Genomic DNA, 16,889 nt, shown 5'->3' with positions numbered 1-16,889 from the left:
AACCGACGATACGCCGGGGTTAGAAATACTTCTTCACAGACTGACAAGCCTGCTCAAACCATGGCATTTACCTGGAAACGTGCAATTGCGAACGCGGTAGCGCCGGCGGCGCTGGCGATGTGCGCGCTCCTCCTCCCCCCGGCCGCGCTGGCCGCGAAGAATTCCGACCCTTGCAAGACGAACGCCAAATCGGCGGCCTGCAAGGCGCAACAAGCTAAAAAGCCGCCCGCCGCGAAATCCGGTTCGGGCAAGGCCGCCGCAGGCAAGCAGGCCGCACCGGCCGCCAAGAAAGCCGCCCCGGCCACGGCCAAGAAAGCTCCGCCCAAATCGTCGTCCACTGCCAAAAAGGCGCCGCCCAAGGGCGGCAAGCAGGTGGCCGCCAAGGGCACGCCGCCCAAGAAGGGCGCCGCAGCCGGCAAGAACGGCACGCCGAAGCCTTCGCGCGGGCAGCGCACCGCCGCAGCGGCCTCGGCCGCCATGCCGCCGCCCGCCGTGTCCGTGCGCGCCGAAGCCGCCGCGCTGCGTTCCAGCACCGCTTATGTGCAAGACCTGGAGACGTCGACCGTCCTGTTTGCCAAGAATGAGAATGTCGTGCGCCCCATCGCTTCCATTTCGAAGCTGATGACCGCGGTCGTCGTGGTGGACGCCAACCTGCCAATGGACGAGATGCTGGAGATCACCGACGACGACGTCGACGGCCTCAAGCACACCACGTCACGCCTGCGCGTGGGCACCAAGCTGTCGCGCGGGGACATGCTGCACCTGGCGCTGATGTCTTCCGAGAACCGCGCCGCCAACGCGCTGGGCCGCCACTATCCCGGCGGCCTGCCGGCTTTCGTGGCCGCCATGAACGCCAAGGCGCTGTCGCTGGGCATGAGCAGCACGCACTTCATCGAACCGACGGGCCTGTCCAGCAACAACGTGTCGTCGCCGCATGATCTGGCCCGCCTGCTGCGCGCGGCCTCGCAGCGTCCGCTGATCCACCGCTACTCGACCGACACCGAGTACGACGTTGAAATCAACAACCGCACGCAGACCTTCCGCAACACCAATCTGCTGGTGCGCAAGCCAGACTGGGACATCAAGGTGTCCAAGACCGGCTACATCAACGAAGCCGGCGAATGCCTGGTGATGCTGGCCCGCATCAATGGCCGCGACCTGGCCATCGTGCTGCTGGATTCGCAAGGCAAGCTGTCGCGCATCGGTGATGCCGTGCGCATCCGCCGCATCGTGCAGAGCGAAGTGGCGCTGGCCTCGATTCAGCCGGGCGGCTGAACGGCCCGCACCCCGGCAATGAAAAAAGGCCCGATCCGATCGGGCCTTTTTTTGTCTGGCGCTAGGCCGCGACCGGCCGCTTCGCGCGCAGCGGTTTGGCGTCGTACAGCGACGCGGGCAGCCCTTCCAGCACGGTTTGCGGATTCAGCGAGCGGATCGGCACCGCGGCATCCCGCGGAATCCGGCCTTCGGCCTGCAGCAGTTGATAGCGCAGACAGCACACGCGCAGGAACGACGTGAAGTTGGCGGCCTCGCCGCGATATTCGATGAGCTCGTCGTACAGGCGTTCGATCAGTTGCGTGACGCGCATGCCGTCGCGGCCAGCGATTTCTTCCAGCACCTGCCAGAACAGCTGCTCCAGCCGCAAGCTGGTCGCCACGCCATGCAAACGCAACGAACGGGTATCGGGCGCGTAGGACTGCTCGCTCGCGCGGATGAAGATTTCACACATGGGAGCTCCGGTGCCAAGGGCAAGGCGTCCGCCTGGGCAGGCACGCCAGGGTCACTGTACGACGTTTGGCGCGCCGCCCGCAAGACGCCAGACGGCCCGGACGCGCCCTACGCCGCCGGGTTGAGGCCGGGTTGAGGCCGCGAGTTGAGACCGCCAGGGACCGATCGGCGCCCGTCATTCTGCAACCACACATTTCCCGCCGTCGGCTCAAGCCGCCCCGATTGATATAAATCATGGTGCCGAATGCGCACGCGTTCGAGCATGGTGAAACTGATCTGACTTCGGAGGTAGTGATGAACAAGACCATGAAGGCCGCAGTTGCACGAGCATTCGGCCAACCGCTGGTAATCGAAGAAGTCGCGGTACCCCGCCCCGGTCCGGGTGAACTGCTGGTGAAGATCGAGGCTTGCGGCGTGTGCCACACCGATCTGCACGCCGTGGAAGGCGACTGGCCCGTCAAACCCAATCCACCGTTCATTCCGGGCCACGAAGGCGTCGGCTATGTAGTGGCGGTGGGCGCCGGCGTTACTCACGTGAAGGAAGGCGACCGCGTCGGCATCCCCTGGCTGTACTCCGCCTGCGGCCATTGCGAACACTGCCTGGGCGGCTGGGAAACCCTGTGCGAGCAGCAGCAGAACGCGGGCTACTCGGTGAACGGCGGCTTTGCCGAGTACGCGCTGGCCGCCGCCGATTACGTCGGCCTGTTGCCGAAGAACGTGGGGTTCGTGGACATCGCCCCCGTGCTGTGCGCGGGCGTCACCGTCTACAAGGGCCTGAAGATGACCGACACGCGCCCGGGCAATTGGGTGGTGATTTCGGGCATCGGCGGGCTGGGCCACATGGCCGTGCAGTATGCCAAGGCGATGGGCCTGAACGTGGCCGCGGTCGACATCGACGACGCCAAGCTGGACTTCGCCCGCCGCCTGGGCGCGGAAGTGACCGTCAACGCCAAGACCACAGACCCCGCCGCGTACCTGAAGCGCGAAATCGGCGGCGCCCATGGCGCCCTGATCACGGCCGTATCGCCCAAGGCCTTCGAGCAGGCGCTGGGCATGGTGCGCCGCGGCGGCACCGTGGCGCTGAACGGCTTGCCGCCGGGCGAATTCCCCCTGTCGATCTTCGACATGGTGCTGAACGGCGTCACCGTGCGCGGTTCCATTGTGGGGTCGCGGCTGGACTTGCAGGAGTCTTTGCAGTTCGCGGAAGAAGGCAAGGTGCACGCCACCGTCGCCACGGAAAGCCTGGAGAACATCAACAGCGTGTTCGACCGCATGAAGAAGGGCCTGATCGAAGGCCGCATCGTGCTCGATTTCGCCTGACCTTTCACCTGACCAACAGGCGCGCCGCACAACGGCAAGGCGCCTGGGACGCATACCGCCCCAGGCGCCTTCTGCCATTCACGCCCGTTGAATGCGGGTAAGTCAGTGCGTGATCTTCGTGCCCAGCACGGCCAGGAACTGCGACAGCCAGGCCGGATGGGCGGGCCATGCCGGCGCCGTCACCAGATTGCCGTCGGTGTAGGCCTGGTCGATGCCGATTTCGGCGTACGTGCCGCCGGCCAAGCGCACTTCCGGCGCGCAGGCGGGATACGCCGAGCACGTGCGGCCCTTCAGGATGCCGGCCGCGGCCAGCAACTGCGCGCCATGGCATACCGCGGCGATCGGCTTGCCCGCCTGATCGAAGCTGCGCACGATATCCAGCACCTTTTCATTCAACCGTAGGTATTCCGGCGCGCGTCCGCCGGGGATCACCAGGCCGTCGTACGACGACGGCTCGACGCGGTCGAAGTCGAAATTCAGCGCAAAATTGTGACCGCGTTTTTCGCTGTAGGTCTGCGCGCCCTCGAAATCGTGGATCGCGGTCGCGATGGTGTCGCCGGCTTTCTTGTCCGGGCAGACCGCGTGCACCGTGTGCCCCACCGCCAGCAGCGTCTGGAACGGCACCATGGTCTCGTAGTCTTCGGCGTAGTCGCCGACCAGCATCAACAGTCTTTTGCTCATGATTGTCTCCTAGGGATGGGGGCAGCCGGTTGCGCGCCCGACAGGCCGGGCTCCGGTTCTTGATGTTCTGCCCCATTGTGCCCCCGACGGAAATCAGGCGGGTGGTATGGGAATACCGCGCTTGGAACGCGCTCCGCCTATTCCAGCGCGACGGATACGCCCTTTGCGCCCAGCAGCGTCACCAGCACCTTGGGGTCGATGCCGATCAGATAGCCGCGCCGCCCGCCGTTGATGTACACGACGGGGTAGTCCAGCATCTCGGCCTCGACCCACACCGGCATCTTCTTGCGCGTGCCGAACGGGGACGTGCCGCCCACCTGATAGCCGGAATGCCGTTGCGCGACCTCGGGCTTGCACGGCTCGACCTTTTTCAGGCCCGCCTGGCGCGCCAGGTTCTTGGTGGAGACCTCGCGGTCGCCGTGCATGACGACGATCAGCGGCTTGGCGGATTCGTCTTCCATCACCAGCGTCTTGACCACCGCGTGCGGGTCCAGGCCCAGCTGGCGCGCCGCTTCGCCGGCGCCGCCGTGGTCCACGTAGTCGTAGGTGTGTTCCGTATAGGCTACCTTGCTCTGCTTCAGGAACTGGGTGGCGGGCGTTTCAGAAACGTGGCGGGCTTTGCTCATGGGTCGGCGTGAATCGGGAAAGCGGAATCGGAAAAACGAAAAGTGTAAGGCAGGGGCGCTAGCCGCGCGGGTGATGCGCCGCGTGCAGCGCCTTCAGGCGTTCGCGCGCCACGTGGGTGTAGATCTGCGTGGTGGAGATATCGGCATGGCCCAGCAGCATCTGCACCACGCGCAGGTCGGCGCCGTGGTTCAGCAGGTGCGTGGCGAACGCGTGGCGCAGCACGTGCGGCGACAGCGGCGCATGAACGTCGGCCAGCAACGCGTATTTCTTCACCAACTGCCAGAAAGCCTGGCGCGACATGGCTTCCGCCCGGCCGGTGATGAACAGCGCGTCGCTTTGGCGCCCCGCCGCCAATTCGGGGCGGGCGGTCTTCAGATACTGGTCGATCCAGTGCGCAGCTTCGGCGCCCAACGGCACCAGCCGGTCCTTGCCGCCCTTGCCCAGCACCACGCGCACCACGCCTTCGTTCAGGCTGACGTCCAGCGCCCGCACGCCCACCAGTTCCGACACGCGCAGACCGGTGGCGTATAGCGTTTCCAGCATGGCCCGGTCGCGCAGGCCGCGCGGCTGGCCCAGGTCGGGCGCCCGCAGCAGGGCGTCCACCTGCTGCTCGGACAGGGTCTTGGGCAGGCGCGGGGGCTGCTTGGCGGCGATGAGCGTCAGGCAGGGGTCGCGTTCGGCGCGATGTTCGCGCAGGGCCCAGGCGTAGAAGCGGCGCAGCGCGGCCAGCCGGCGGTTGGCCGTGGTGGCGCGGGTTTCTTCGTGGCGGAACGCGAACCAGGCTTCGATGTCGGCCTTCTGCGCCTCGGTCAAGGGCTTGGCCGGACCGGCGGGCAGCGCGTGGGCGTGGGCGGCGTCGCCGTAGCGGTCGGCCATTTCGCGGGCGTAGGCATCCGGGTCTTCCAGCCAGCGCGCGAAGCCGGTCAAGTCGCGGCGATAGGCGGCCAGCGTGTTCGCCGACAGGCCGTCCTCCAGCCAGACGGCGTCGATGAAAGCGTCGATATCGGCTTGGGAAGCCAGCGGCGGGCGGGGGTCTGCCATGCGGTTCACCTTTCCCCGACGCCCGCGGCGGCGGACTTCAACCAGCTTTCGAAGAGCTTGAGCGCATCGGAACGTTCGCTGCGCTGCGGATAGCCGAAGTAATAGCCCTGGGTGACCGTCAGCGACTGCGGCACGGGCATCTTCAGCGTGCCCTGGTCCAGCGCCGGCTGCGCCAGGAAGCGCGGCATCAGGCCGACCCCCAGCCCGGCCTGCACCGCCGCCATCACCATGGTGAAGAGTTCATAGCGGGGCCCGCCCGCCGCCTGCGGACCATATAGATGATTGTTGGCGCCATACCACTGGCGCCAGGCGTCTGGCCGCGACGCCAGATGCAGGTGGGTCATGCCGGCCAGCGCGCTGACGCCCGTGTCGGCCGCCTGGGCCGCCCGGGCCGCCAGCTCGGGCGCGCACACCGGCACCAGTTCGCGTTCGGGAAACAGCAACACGCCTTGGGTGCCCGGCCACAGCCCGTCGCCATGGTAGAGCGCGCCGTCGAAGGGCTGGTCCTTGAACTGGAACGGCAAGGTGCGAACCGACAGGCTGACGGTGATGTCCGCGTGCTCCCGCTGGAAATCCGCCAGCCGCGGGATCAGCCACGTGGTGGCCAAGGTCGGCACCACCGCGATATGGATGCTGCGACCCATGCCGGTGCGGCTGACCAGGCCGAAGGTGTCCTTTTCGATCTGGTCCAGATGGTGACGGATCCGGCCGGCGTATTCCGCCCCGTGGTCGGTCAGCACGATCCGCCGCCTTACCCGGGTGAACAGCTGCACCCCCAGGCGGGATTCCAGGCTGGCCACCTGCCGGTAGACGGCGCTGTGCGTCAGGGACAGTTCCTCGGCCGCACGGGAAAAGCTGCCCAGCCGGGCCGATGCTTCGAACGCCTGCAGCGCGCTCAGATTGGGAATGCCGTTTCTCATGGGGCGGGGACAGCCTGAAACCGGCCTGAACCGGGCGCGCCGCTTGCGGCGGCGCAATAAGGCACTACGTGCCGGGGGATCAATAGATTGTGCAATTTTATCAATTGCGTTGTGCGATCAAGGAACATATGCTCGGGAGTCTTATCCTCGGCTCACCACGACACCCCATCATGCCCCAGCAAGATTCCCGCCTTGGCGGTCACATTCTGGTCGACCAACTGGTCGCCCAGGGCGTCAAACACGTTTTCTGCGTTCCCGGCGAGAGCTACCTGGCGGTGCTGGACGGCCTGCACGACGCTGACATCAAAGTCACCGTCTGCCGCCAGGAAGGCGGCGCGGCCATGATGGCCGACGCCCACGGCAAGCTGACCGGCGAACCCGGCATCTGCATGGTCACCCGCGGCCCGGGCGCGTCCAACGCGCTGGCCGGCGTGCACATCGCCAAGCAGGACTCCACCCCCCTGATTCTCTTTGTCGGCCAGATCGAACGCGGCATGCGCGAACGCGAAGCCTTCCAGGAAATGGACTACCGCGCCGTGTTCGGCACGCAAGCCAAGTGGGTCACCGAGATCGACCAGGTCGAACGCATTCCCGAACTGATCTCGCGCGCCTTCCATATCGCCACCTCGGGCCGCCCCGGCCCGGTCGTGATTGCGCTGCCCGAAGACATGCTGGTCGAAGCCGCCAAGGTGGCTGACGCCCCGCGCTACGAGTTGATCGAATCCGCCCCCACGGCTGGCCAATTGGCCGACCTGGAAAAACTGCTGGCCGACGCCAAGAACCCGGTCGCCATCCTGGGCGGCACGCGCTGGGACGCGCGCGCCGTGCAGCAGTTCGCCGACTTCGCACAACGCCATGCGCTGCCCACTGCGGTCTCGTTCCGCCGCCAGATGCTGTTCCCGGCCGATCATCCCTGCTTCATCGGCGACGTGGGCCTGGGCATCAACCCGGCGCTGCTCAAGCGCGTGGCCGACGCGGACCTGATCCTGCTGGTCGGCGGCCGCATGTCGGAAAACCCCAGCCAGGCCTATACGCTGCTGGACATCCCGGTGCCGAAGCAAAAGCTCGTGCACGTGCATCCCGACACCGCCGAACTGGGCCGCGTGTACCGCGCCAATCTGGCCATCAACACGTCGCCCGCCGCATTCGCGGAATCGCTGGCCGGCCTGAAGGCGCCCGCCAAGCCCGTGTGGGCCGAAGGCACGCAGGCCATGCGCGAGTCCTACCTGAAATGGAGCGACCCGGACACCATCACGACCCCGGGCGCGCTGCAGATGGGCCAGGTCATGGCCTATCTGGAAAAGACGCTGCCGGCCGATGCCATCATGACCAACGGCGCGGGCAACTACGCCACCTGGCTGCACCGCTTCCACCGCTTCACCCGTTTCGGCACGCAACTGGCGCCCACCTCGGGCTCGATGGGCTACGGCCTGCCGGCGGCCGTCGGCGCCAAGCGCGTCTGGCCGGATAAAGCGGTCGTCTGCTTCGCGGGCGACGGCTGCTTCCTGATGCATGGCCAGGAATTCGCCACGGCCGTCCAGTACGACCTGCCCATCATCGTGGTGCTGGTCGACAACGGCATGTACGGCACCATCCGCATGCACCAGGAAAAGCACTACCCCGGCCGCGTTTCCGCGACCGAACTGAAGAACCCCGACTTCGCCGATTACGCGCGCGCCTTCGGCGGCCACGGCGAACGCGTCGAGACCACCGACCAGTTTGGTCCGGCCTTCGAACGGGCGCTGGCCAGCGGCAAACCGGCGATCCTGCACTGCTTCATCGATCCGGAAACCATCACCCCGTCGACGACCTTGGAAAAGATCCGCGACGCAGCCCTCAAGGCCCAGCACTGATACCAGACCGGGCGGCCCGGCCGGCGGCGCGCGCATGCGCGTTGCCGTGCAAACCCCGACTTGCCGCCCGAATTATTTTAGGTTTAAACTTTCTAGATTCCGAATACGGAAATCCATAGCGGAGACCCAGCATGTCCTCGAATCCTTCTTTTCAATGGCAAGATCCCCTGTTGCTGGACCAGCAACTGACCGAAGAAGAACGCATGGTGCGCGACGCCGCCCACGCCTATTCGCAGGACAAGCTTGCCCCCCGCGTGCTGAACGCCTTCCGCAACGAGAAGACCGATCCGGAAATCTTCTCGGAAATGGGCGAACTCGGCCTGCTGGGCGCCACCATCCCTGAAGCCTACGGCGGCGCTGGCATGAACTACGTCAGCTACGGCCTGATCGCCCGCGAAGTCGAACGCATCGACTCCGGCTACCGCTCGATGATGAGCGTGCAGTCGTCGCTGGTCATGGTGCCGATCAACGAATTCGGCAGCGAAGCGCAAAAGCAGAAATACCTGCCCAAGCTGGCCCGCGGCGAATGGATCGGCTGCTTCGGCCTGACCGAACCCAACCACGGCTCCGACCCCGGCGGCATGGAAACCCGTGCCGTCAAGACGTCCGACGGCTACAAGGTTTCGGGCAACAAGATGTGGATCACCAACTCCCCCATCGCCGACGTGTTCGTGGTGTGGGCCAAGTGCGTCGGCGGCGAGTTCGACGGCAAGATCCGCGGCTTCATCCTGGAAAAGGGCATGAAGGGCCTGTCGGCCCCGGCCATCCACGGCAAGGTCGGCCTGCGCGCGTCGATCACCGGCGAAATCGTCATGGACGAAGTCGAAATCTCGGAAGACCAGATGATGCCCGGCGTGTCCGGCCTGAAGGGTCCGTTCACCTGCCTGAACTCCGCCCGCTACGGCATCGCATGGGGCGCTGTCGGCGCCGCCGAAGCCTGCTGGCACACCGCCCGCCAATACACGCTGGACCGCAAGCAGTTCGGCCGCCCGTTGGCCGCCAACCAGCTGATCCAGAAGAAGCTGGCCGACATGCAGACCGAAATCACGCTGGCGCTGCAAGGCTGCCTGCGCCTGGGCCGCATGAAGGACGAAGGCACCGCCGCCGTCGAAATCACCTCGATCATGAAGCGCAATTCCTGCGGCAAGGCGCTGGACATCGCCCGCCTGGCCCGCGACATGCTGGGCGGCAACGGCATCTCCGACGAGTTCGGCGTGGCCCGCCACCTGGTGAACCTGGAAGTGGTCAACACCTACGAAGGCACCCATGACGTGCACGCCCTGATCCTGGGCCGCGCGCAGACGGGCATCCAGGCGTTCTATTGATCGCCTGACTGGGGCGCTTGCCCCGGCCAAAGAAAAACCGCCCCTCGGGGCGGTTTTTTGTTTCTGGACGCCCTGGATTGCAGCGTGCTTGCCGGGCGCATTGCCGTTAGCCCGTATAGGCGCGCGCTTCTCAACGCCGTACGCTTTGTGCACTTGACCCGACCAGGAGTCGCCCATGCACGTCCGCCTGTCCTTCCGCCTGATGGCGGGTATCGTCCTGCCCTTCATCGGCCATGGCGCCTACGCCGTCACCACCCTGACGATGACCACCGAGTACCCGGCGACGTCCATGCCGGGCCAAGGCGTTTCCACCTTTGCGGATCTGGTCCGCGCGAAAACGGCGGGCAACGTGGTGATCGACGCCACCTACGACGCGGCCAAGGGCATCAAATCCGGCGACATGATCGACGCAGTCGAAACCCGCAAGGTGGATGCCGGCGATGCGTTCGCCGGCGCGCTGGCCACGAAGTACCCCGTGTTCGGCGTGTCGTCGCTGCCGTTCCTGGCGGACTCGCTGCCCAAGGCCCGCACCCTGAACAGGGCAGCGCGACCCGCCTACGAAAAGCTGCTTGCGGCCCACGGGCAGAAGCTGCTTTACACCACGCCGTGGCCCGCTTCCGGCATCTGGTCCAAGCAGAAGATCGACGGCGTGGCGGCGTTGAAAGGCCTGAGCATCCGCACTTACGACGCCACGTCCCAGGCGGTGATGCAAAAGGCCGGGGCCCGCGCAGAGAATATTTCGTTCGCCGACGCCATGCCGCGCATCGCCGCCGGCGACGTGAATGCGGTGCTGTCGTCGGGCGACGGGGGCGCAGGACGGAAGCTCTGGGAACACTTGCCCAACTTCGCCGAGATCAACTATGCGATGCCGGTGTCGGTCGCGACGATGAACCTGCAGGCCTATCAGGCGCTGGACGCACGGTCGCGGCGCGCCATCGACCAGGCCGCGGCGCAAACCGAAACCGAGCAATGGAAGCGGATCGAGGGCCGCCTGCAGCAGAACTACGCCAACATGCGCAAGAACGGCGTCGTGATCAATACGGCCGTGCCGTCGGCCGTGCGCCGTGCGCTGCGGGACGCGGCGGCGGATTCGGTGCAGGCCTGGAAGACCGCGGTCGGCCCCGAGGCGGCAAGCATCCTGAAACAGGACGGCAAACGCTGACGAGGCCGGCGCGCCGCCCTTAGTTTTCGCCGGACAAGTCGAACAGGCTGGTGGCGTCCAGTTCCAGCACGCCTTCGTCGTGCTGGTTGATGACCGTCCACGCCCAGGTGATGATGCCCAGGTCGGGGCGCGAGGACGAGGTGCGCGCGCCCTGCACCCGCGCTTCCAGGCGCAACGTGTCGCCCGGGCGCACAGGGGTGCGCCAGCGCACTTCGCCCAAACCGGGCGAGCCGAAGGATTCGGAATCGTGCAGCGCGGCGTCCACCGCCATGCGCATGGCCAGCGCGCAGGTATGCCAGCCGCTGGCGATCAGCCCGCCCCAACGCCCTTCCGCGGCCCGTTGCGGGTCGGTATGAAACCATTGGGGATCGAACTTGCGTGCGAACTCCAGGATCTCGGCCTCGGTGATGGTGACCGGGCCTGCCTTGATCAACATGCCGTCCTTGAAATCGGCGAACTTCATCTTTGGTTTTCCCCCTGACCAACGCGAACGGCGCGCCGTGGCGCGCCGTTTTTCACGTGTGTCACGCTCAAGTTATCGGATTCAGTACGTCTCGAAATGCAGGCGCCCTTCGCGGCGCAGCACATCATGCAGGATAGACCAATCCTGCCCCGATTGCATCGTCACGTCGCGCAGGGCGTCCAGTACGCCGACTTCCATGCCCTTCAGGCCGCACACGTAGATGCAGGTGTTGCGGTCGGCCAGCAGGTCCAGCACTTGGGGGCCGCGTTCCCGGATCAGGTCCTGCACATAGCGCTTGGGCTGGCCGGCCTCGCGCGAGAGCGCCAGATTGATGTCGATGAAGTCGCGGGGCAGCTTCATCAGCGGACCGAAGTACGGCAGTTCGCGTTCGGTGCGGGCGCCGAAGAACAGCATCAGGCGGCCGTTCTCACCGGTATCGATGCGGCGGCGGTAGCGTTCGGTCATTGCGCGCATCGGCGCCGAGCCCGTGCCCGTGCAGATCATGATGAGATTGGCGCGCGGATGGTTCGGCATCAGGAACGTATGGCCGAACGGGCCGATTACCTGCACGGTGTCGTTCTTGGCCAGATCGCACAGGTAGTTCGAGCACACGCCATGCGCGGCGGCGCCGCCGTGGTCTTCGGTCACGCGCTTCACGGTCAGCGAGAGGTTGTTGTAGCCCGCGCGTTCGCCATCGCGCGGGCTGGCCAGCGAGTACTGGCGCGCGTGGTGCGGCCGGCCCTGGGCATCCGCGCCGGGCGGCAGGATGCCGATGGATTGCCCTTCCAGCACCGGGAACGGCAGATCGCCGAAGTCCAGCACGATGTGGTGGATATCGCTTTCGGTGTCGGCGCCGGTCACGCGGTAGTTGCCCACGACCGTGGCCGTCATCGGCGCCTTGTGCGTGTACAGGTTCACGTAGGGGTGCGCCGCGGACCACGGCGGAACCGAGGCGCCGGCGGCGGAAAACGCCACGCCGGCCGCGACGGACGGCTCGGGCGGGACCGCATCAGGCAGGGCAGCCGCTGCCCCGGCATCGGCCGATTCCGGCAGCGCCTTTTCCTGCGGCAGTTCTTCCCAGCCCAGTTGGTCCTGCACCGAATACGCGTCGGCGCGCAGCACCAGCCGCCAGTTGTCGATCGACCCGGTCGGGCATGGCGGCACGCACGCCATGCAGCCGTTGCAGATATCGGGATCCACCACGTAATTGTTCGAATCGTGGGTGATCGCGTCGACCGGACAGGTTTCTTCGCAGGTGTTGCAGCGGATGCAGATCTCGGGGTCGATCAGATGCTGCTTGAGCACTTGTACGGGTAGTGGGGCGTTCATCGCAGTCTTCCCAATGCGCTGGCGGGCGGCGCGGGCACGCCGCCCTGTCGCCTTAGTTGAAACGGACGTAGTCGAAATTCACCGGCTGGCGGTTGATGCCCATGACGGGCGGCGCGATCCAGTTGGCGAACTTGCCGGGCTCGGTGACGCGCCCCATCAGCGACGCGACAAACGCGCGGTCCTCGGGCGTGGGCAGCCACTTGTGGCTGTTGGCCTGCCACTGGCTTTCCGACAGGATCTCGCCTTCGGGCGACATGCGGATGCCGGCCAAGGTGCCGATCTGGCGGTTGAACGCCTTGTGCGGCACGTGCAGGCGGAACGGGATGCCGCTTTTCTCGATGACCTTGTTCCAGCGCCCGATGCCGGCCACGGAATCGCGGATGAAGTCGTCGCGCAGCACTTCGTTCAAGGCGTTCAGCATGGGCACTTCGATCTCGTTCAGCTTGCCGTTGTTCACCGTCAGCACGCGATAGGTGTCGTTCTTCAACTGGTGGTCGTCGGTACGCTTGGATTCCTCGTAGCGGCCCTTCAGGCCGGACCCGTAGAAGATCGCGGCGTTGGAGGACTGGTCCGCGCCGAACAGGTCGATGGTGACGCTGTAGTGGAAGTTCAGGTAGCGCTGGATCGTCGGCAGGTCGATCACGCCGGCGGCGCGCACGCTTTCCGGGTCGTCGGTCTTCAGCTGGTTCATCACTTCGCAAGTGCGCTGGATCACCCGCGAGATGCCCGATTCGCCCACAAACATGTGATGCGCTTCTTCGGTCAGCATGAATTTGGTGGTGCGGGCCAGCGGGTCGAAGCTGGATTCGGCCAGCGCGCACAGCTGGAACTTGCCGTCGCGGTCGGTGAAGTAGGTGAACATGTAGAAGGCCAGCCAGTCCGGCGTCTTCTCGTTGAACGCGCCCAGGATGCGCGGATTGTCGGAATCGCCCGAACTGCGCTGCAAGAGCGCATCGGCCTCTTCGCGCCCGTCGCGGCCGAAGTAGCGGTGCAGCAGATACACCATCGCCCACAGGTGGCGCCCTTCTTCGACGTTGATCTGGAACAGGTTGCGCAGGTCGTACTGCGACGGCGCGGTCAGGCCCAGATGGCGCTGCTGCTCGATCGAGGCGGGTTCGGTATCGCCCTGCGTGACGATGATGCGGCGCAGGTTGGCGCGGTGTTCGCCGGGCACGTCCTGCCAGACGTCGCGCCCCATGTTTTCGCCGAAATGGATCTTGCGCTGCCCGTCCTGCGGCGCCAGGAAGATGCCCCAGCGGTAGTCGGGCATGCGGACGTGGTTGAAGTTGGCCCAGCCGTCTGGCTCGACGCTGACCGCGGTGCGCAGGTAGACGTCGAAACCGTGCGAGCCGTCGGGCCCCATGTCTTGCCACCATTGCAGGTAGTTCGGCTGCCAGTGCTCCAGCGCGCGTTGCAAGGTGCGGTCGCCGGACAGGTTGACGTTATTGGGGATCTTATCGGTGTAATTGATTCCAGACATTGTCTCGCTCCTTGTTCTTTATCAGACCCGGTTCCAGTCGAATGCGGCCTGTTCGCCTTTGCCGTAAAGCTTCAGCGCGCCCTTGTCGCCGGCCGCGTTGGGACGGTTGAAAATCCAGTTCTGCCATGCGGTCAGGCGTCCGAAGATGCGGGTCTCCATCGTTTCCTTGCCGCCGAAGCGCAAGTTCGCCTCCAGTCCGGTCAAGGCGTCGGGCGACAGCGCGCGGCGCTCCTCAAGCATCATCCGCACCTCGTCGTCCCAGTCGATGCTGTCGGGCGCGAAGGTCACCAGGCCCAGGTCCAGCGCATCGGCGGCCGACAGGCGCTGCCCGGCGCGCGCGCGCACGGCTTCCAGCGGCGCGGTCTCTTCGTAAAAGCGGCGTTGCAGGCGGCTTTGGCCGTTCACCAGCGGATAGGCGCCGAAGTTGCGTTCGCCCACCACGATCTGCGCGGGCGCGGATTCGTCTTCGTTATCCAGCATGTAGCTGCGGTCCGCGGCCAACGCCAGCTCCAGCAGCGTGCCCACGAAGCAGGAGCCCGGCTCGATCAAGGCGAACAAGCTGCGCGACGTCACGTCCAGGCGCGCCAGCGTGCGGCGCAGCATCCCGGCGGTTTCGCGCACGAACCAATTGCCGGCGTGGCGTTGCAGCGCGGCGTCGGCGGCCAGCACGGCGTCGGCGTCGCCTTCCGTCTTCAGGATCCAGGTGCCGATGTCCAGCTCGTTGGTGCGCATGGACAGGATGGCGTCGTCCAGTTCGCGCGCCATCTGCAGGGGCCACCAGGCGGCCCCGGCGGCCAGAATGCCCGCCAATTCCGATTCGACCGGGCCTTGCGGGGCGCGCACGGTCCAGGTGGCCTGGCGCTTGTCGCGGTCCAGCTGGATATCCACGTAGCGGTACGACAGGCTATCCGCGCCTTCGGTGCGCTGCACCGGCGTCAGCGCGATGCCCTGCCCGTCGGGCTGACGGTCGCTGCCTTCGGCCAGCGCCTGCGCGCGTTCGCGCACGGCGGCCTCGAAGCGCGCGGGCTTGACCACGTCGTCCACCAGCCGCCAGTCCTTGGCGCGCTGGCCGCGCACGCCTTCGACCAGCGTGCAGAAGATGTCGGCGTGGTCGTGGCGCACGCGGCGCTTGTCGGTCACGCGGGTCAGGCCGCCCGTGCCGGGCAGCACGCCCAGCAATGGCACTTCGGGCAGCGCCACCGAGGACGAACGGTCGTCGATCAGCAGGATCTCGTCGCAGGCCAGGGCCAGCTCGTAGCCGCCACCTGCGCAGGCGCCGTTCAGCGCGGCGATGAACTTCAGGCCGCTATGGCGGCTGGAGTCTTCGATGCCGTTGCGGGTTTCATTGGTGAACTTGCAGAAGTTGACCTTCCAGGCGTGCGAGGACAAACCCAGCATGAAGATATTGGCGCCGGAACAGAAGATGCGGTCTTTCATGCTGGTCACGACCACGCTCTTCACTTCCGGATGCTCGAAGCGGATGCGTTGCAGGGCGTCGTGCAGTTCGATGTCCACGCCCAGGTCGTAGGAGTTCAGCTTCAGCTTGTAGCCGGGGCGCAAGCCGCCGTCTTCGGCCACGTCCATGGCCAGCGTGGCGACCGGGCCGTCGAACGTCAGTCGCCAATGGCGGTAGCGCTCGGGCTGCGTCCGGAAATCGACCCGGTTGATGGTGCTGCTCATAGTGTGTCTCCTCGTACGCCCTGCCTGGACAGGAAAAATACTGCATCACATGAATTATTGTGCAGATTAGTGCAGGAAAAAATACGCGTCAAGCAAGACATGCATAAAAGTGCAGATTCACGTTCAGGGAGGCAATCCCGCCGCCGGACGCGAAAAAGCCGCCCGGTCAGGCGGCCTTCATGGAAGATCGGAGGGATGCGGCGCTGTCTACAACGGCAGGCCGCAGGCTTTGCGGACCTGGGTGCGCAAGCCGGCAAAGCTCTCCTGCACTTCCAGGTTGCTGGTCACCCAGGTCAGGTCCGCCTTGGCGTAGAAGGCTTCGCGCCCGGCCAGGATGCGTTTCAGGTCGGACATCGCTTCGTTGTTGCCCGACATGGGGCGGAAATCCCCCTGGGCCATCACCCGGCCCATGTGCTCTTCCGGCGTGGCGCGCAGCCAGACCGTATAGCAATGCGCCAGCAGCAAGTTCAGCGTGGCCGGTTCCGAGACCAGCCCGCCCGGCGTGGCCAGGACCATCTCGGGATAGATTTGCACGGCCTCTTCCAGCGCGCGGCGCTCGTAGCGGCGGTAGGCGTTGGGACCGTAGAGATTATGGATTTCCAGGATGCTGCAGCCGGCCACGCGTTCGATCTCGCGGTTCAGCTCGACAAAGGGGTAGCCCAGGTCGTCGGCCAGCATCTGGCCCAGCGTAGATTTGCCCGCGCCCCGCAGCCCGATCAGCGCCACGCGCTGGGTGCGGTTGGGGCGCTGCGCGCCCGCCCCCACGCCGAACAGCTGGGTCAGGGCCTCGCGGGCCCGCTGCAGGTCGGATTCCGTGCGGCCGCTGAGCAATTCGCGGATCAGCAGCCAGTCGGGCGATTCGGTGGTCACGTCGCCGACCAGTTCGGCCAGCGCGCAGTTGAACGCGCGGGCGATCTGCAGCAGCACCAGGATCGAGGCGTTGCCCACCCCGTGCTCAAGATTGGCCAGATGCCGCTCGGACACGCCCGTGACCTGGGACAGGCCCTTGCGCGTCATGCCGCGTATGGCCCGCAAGCGGCGCACCCGCTCGCCCAATGCCACCAGGAATGCTTCCCGCCTGGGTTCGGATGGCGCCGCGTCTAGCGCTTGATTCATGTTTTGGCTGACTCCGCAAATACCCTGATAAGCCTAGTTTTATGCACTATAGTGCTTGACCCAATCCAGTGGAAGCACTATTTTTCCTCAAAGCAGTTCCGAGCCGCCCAGGTGTGCAAAAAAGCAGCACTTGATTTCATGCCGCCTCTCAGGCGCCGACAGTGTAA

General features: G+C 65.9%; 15 protein-coding genes. 5 read left to right on the top strand and 10 right to left on the bottom strand.

Translation table 11 applies throughout. The annotated features are described in order from the left end of the window. The first annotated feature begins 60 nt into the window (after positions 1–60). Positions 61–1,275 (top strand): D-alanyl-D-alanine endopeptidase, encoded by a 1,215-nt coding sequence (gene pbpG, locus A9973_RS22695; protein WP_255469268.1) that lies wholly within the window; start codon positions 61–63, stop codon positions 1,273–1,275. Between the two features lie 61 nt (positions 1,276–1,336). Here the strand turns inward: pbpG and A9973_RS22690 are convergent, their stop codons facing one another. Further along, a complete protein-coding gene (locus tag A9973_RS22690; RefSeq protein WP_183015921.1) occupies positions 1,337–1,726 on the bottom strand; it encodes a ribbon-helix-helix domain-containing protein in 390 nt (129 codons plus the stop codon). A 293-nt stretch (positions 1,727–2,019) separates the two neighbouring features. Here A9973_RS22690 and adhP point away from each other — a divergent pair, with 293 nt between their 5' ends. Then, on the top strand, positions 2,020–3,045 hold the full coding sequence (gene adhP, locus A9973_RS22685; RefSeq protein ID WP_183015920.1) for an alcohol dehydrogenase AdhP: 1,026 nt from the start codon (positions 2,020–2,022) through the stop codon (positions 3,043–3,045). Positions 3,046–3,147: 102 nt separating this feature from the next. On the opposite strand, the gene A9973_RS22680 is transcribed toward adhP, so the two are convergent. The 4 genes from A9973_RS22680 to A9973_RS22665 form a co-directional block, all read right to left on the bottom strand. Then, positions 3,148–3,726, bottom strand: coding sequence for a DJ-1/PfpI family protein (locus A9973_RS22680; RefSeq protein ID WP_183015919.1), 579 nt, complete (start codon positions 3,724–3,726; stop codon positions 3,148–3,150). Between the two features lie 137 nt (positions 3,727–3,863). Next, positions 3,864–4,352 (bottom strand): Cys-tRNA(Pro) deacylase, encoded by a 489-nt coding sequence (gene ybaK / locus A9973_RS22675; protein ID WP_183015918.1) that lies wholly within the window; start codon positions 4,350–4,352, stop codon positions 3,864–3,866. A 58-nt stretch (positions 4,353–4,410) separates the two neighbouring features. Next, complete coding sequence (xerD, locus tag A9973_RS22670; protein WP_183015917.1) at positions 4,411–5,394, bottom strand: site-specific tyrosine recombinase XerD; 984 nt, start codon at positions 5,392–5,394, stop codon at positions 4,411–4,413. Between the two features lie 5 nt (positions 5,395–5,399). Then, positions 5,400–6,314: a LysR substrate-binding domain-containing protein gene (locus A9973_RS22665; protein ID WP_183015916.1), complete on the bottom strand. Its 915-nt coding sequence runs from the start codon at positions 6,312–6,314 to the stop codon at positions 5,400–5,402. A 170-nt stretch (positions 6,315–6,484) separates the two neighbouring features. Between A9973_RS22665 and A9973_RS22660 the strand changes: the two genes are divergently transcribed. From A9973_RS22660 to A9973_RS22650, 3 genes are all read left to right on the top strand, one after another. Then, positions 6,485–8,167: a thiamine pyrophosphate-binding protein gene (locus A9973_RS22660; protein WP_183015915.1), complete on the top strand. Its 1,683-nt coding sequence runs from the start codon at positions 6,485–6,487 to the stop codon at positions 8,165–8,167. Positions 8,168–8,298: 131 nt separating this feature from the next. Continuing rightward, positions 8,299–9,492: an acyl-CoA dehydrogenase gene (locus A9973_RS22655; RefSeq protein ID WP_105559071.1), complete on the top strand. Its 1,194-nt coding sequence runs from the start codon at positions 8,299–8,301 to the stop codon at positions 9,490–9,492. A 175-nt stretch (positions 9,493–9,667) separates the two neighbouring features. Continuing rightward, positions 9,668–10,654, top strand: coding sequence for a TRAP transporter substrate-binding protein (locus tag A9973_RS22650; RefSeq protein ID WP_183015914.1), 987 nt, complete (start codon positions 9,668–9,670; stop codon positions 10,652–10,654). Positions 10,655–10,673: 19 nt separating this feature from the next. On the opposite strand, the gene A9973_RS22645 is transcribed toward A9973_RS22650, so the two are convergent. The 5 genes from A9973_RS22645 to A9973_RS22625 form a co-directional block, all read right to left on the bottom strand. Then, complete coding sequence (locus A9973_RS22645) at positions 10,674–11,117, bottom strand: MaoC family dehydratase (RefSeq protein WP_105559073.1); 444 nt, start codon at positions 11,115–11,117, stop codon at positions 10,674–10,676. Between the two features lie 81 nt (positions 11,118–11,198). Further along, on the bottom strand, positions 11,199–12,446 hold the full coding sequence (boxA, locus tag A9973_RS22640) for a benzoyl-CoA 2,3-epoxidase subunit BoxA (protein ID WP_183015913.1): 1,248 nt from the start codon (positions 12,444–12,446) through the stop codon (positions 11,199–11,201). A gap of 52 nt (positions 12,447–12,498) precedes the next feature. Beyond that, positions 12,499–13,926 (bottom strand): benzoyl-CoA 2,3-epoxidase subunit BoxB, encoded by a 1,428-nt coding sequence (gene boxB, locus A9973_RS22635; protein WP_175171454.1) that lies wholly within the window; start codon positions 13,924–13,926, stop codon positions 12,499–12,501. Between the two features lie 21 nt (positions 13,927–13,947). Continuing rightward, on the bottom strand, positions 13,948–15,606 hold the full coding sequence (gene boxC / locus A9973_RS22630) for a 2,3-epoxybenzoyl-CoA dihydrolase (protein ID WP_183015912.1): 1,659 nt from the start codon (positions 15,604–15,606) through the stop codon (positions 13,948–13,950). Between the two features lie 207 nt (positions 15,607–15,813). After that, a complete protein-coding gene (locus A9973_RS22625; protein ID WP_169272737.1) occupies positions 15,814–16,722 on the bottom strand; it encodes a helix-turn-helix transcriptional regulator in 909 nt (302 codons plus the stop codon). Positions 16,723–16,889 lie beyond the last annotated feature (167 nt).

This window comes from Achromobacter sp. UMC46 (assembly GCF_014170335.1).
GTDB lineage: Bacteria > Pseudomonadota > Gammaproteobacteria > Burkholderiales > Burkholderiaceae_B > Achromobacter.
Note: the sequence above shows the minus strand (reverse complement) of the source record. Positions and strands in the feature narration are given on the sequence as shown.

Bases quoted from the DNA above. Each gene is read 5' to 3' on its own strand.
- pbpG (WP_255469268.1), top strand. From the start codon at position 61: ATGGCATTTACCTGGAAACGTGCAATTGCGAACGCGGTAGCGCCGGCG.
- boxA (WP_183015913.1), bottom strand. From the start codon at position 12,446: ATGAACGCCCCACTACCCGTACAAGTGCTCAAGCAGCATCTGATCGAC.
- ybaK (WP_183015918.1), bottom strand. From the start codon at position 4,352: ATGAGCAAAGCCCGCCACGTTTCTGAAACGCCCGCCACCCAGTTCCTG.
- A9973_RS22625 (WP_169272737.1), bottom strand. From the start codon at position 16,722: ATGAATCAAGCGCTAGACGCGGCGCCATCCGAACCCAGGCGGGAAGCA.
- boxB (WP_175171454.1), bottom strand. From the start codon at position 13,926: ATGTCTGGAATCAATTACACCGATAAGATCCCCAATAACGTCAACCTG.
- boxC (WP_183015912.1), bottom strand. From the start codon at position 15,606: ATGAGCAGCACCATCAACCGGGTCGATTTCCGGACGCAGCCCGAGCGC.
- A9973_RS22690 (WP_183015921.1), bottom strand. From the start codon at position 1,726: ATGTGTGAAATCTTCATCCGCGCGAGCGAGCAGTCCTACGCGCCCGAT.
- A9973_RS22680 (WP_183015919.1), bottom strand. From the start codon at position 3,726: ATGAGCAAAAGACTGTTGATGCTGGTCGGCGACTACGCCGAAGACTAC.
- xerD (WP_183015917.1), bottom strand. From the start codon at position 5,394: ATGGCAGACCCCCGCCCGCCGCTGGCTTCCCAAGCCGATATCGACGCT.
- A9973_RS22650 (WP_183015914.1), top strand. From the start codon at position 9,668: ATGCACGTCCGCCTGTCCTTCCGCCTGATGGCGGGTATCGTCCTGCCC.
- A9973_RS22665 (WP_183015916.1), bottom strand. From the start codon at position 6,314: ATGAGAAACGGCATTCCCAATCTGAGCGCGCTGCAGGCGTTCGAAGCA.
- A9973_RS22660 (WP_183015915.1), top strand. From the start codon at position 6,485: ATGCCCCAGCAAGATTCCCGCCTTGGCGGTCACATTCTGGTCGACCAA.
- adhP (WP_183015920.1), top strand. From the start codon at position 2,020: ATGAACAAGACCATGAAGGCCGCAGTTGCACGAGCATTCGGCCAACCG.
- A9973_RS22645 (WP_105559073.1), bottom strand. From the start codon at position 11,117: ATGAAGTTCGCCGATTTCAAGGACGGCATGTTGATCAAGGCAGGCCCG.
- A9973_RS22655 (WP_105559071.1), top strand. From the start codon at position 8,299: ATGTCCTCGAATCCTTCTTTTCAATGGCAAGATCCCCTGTTGCTGGAC.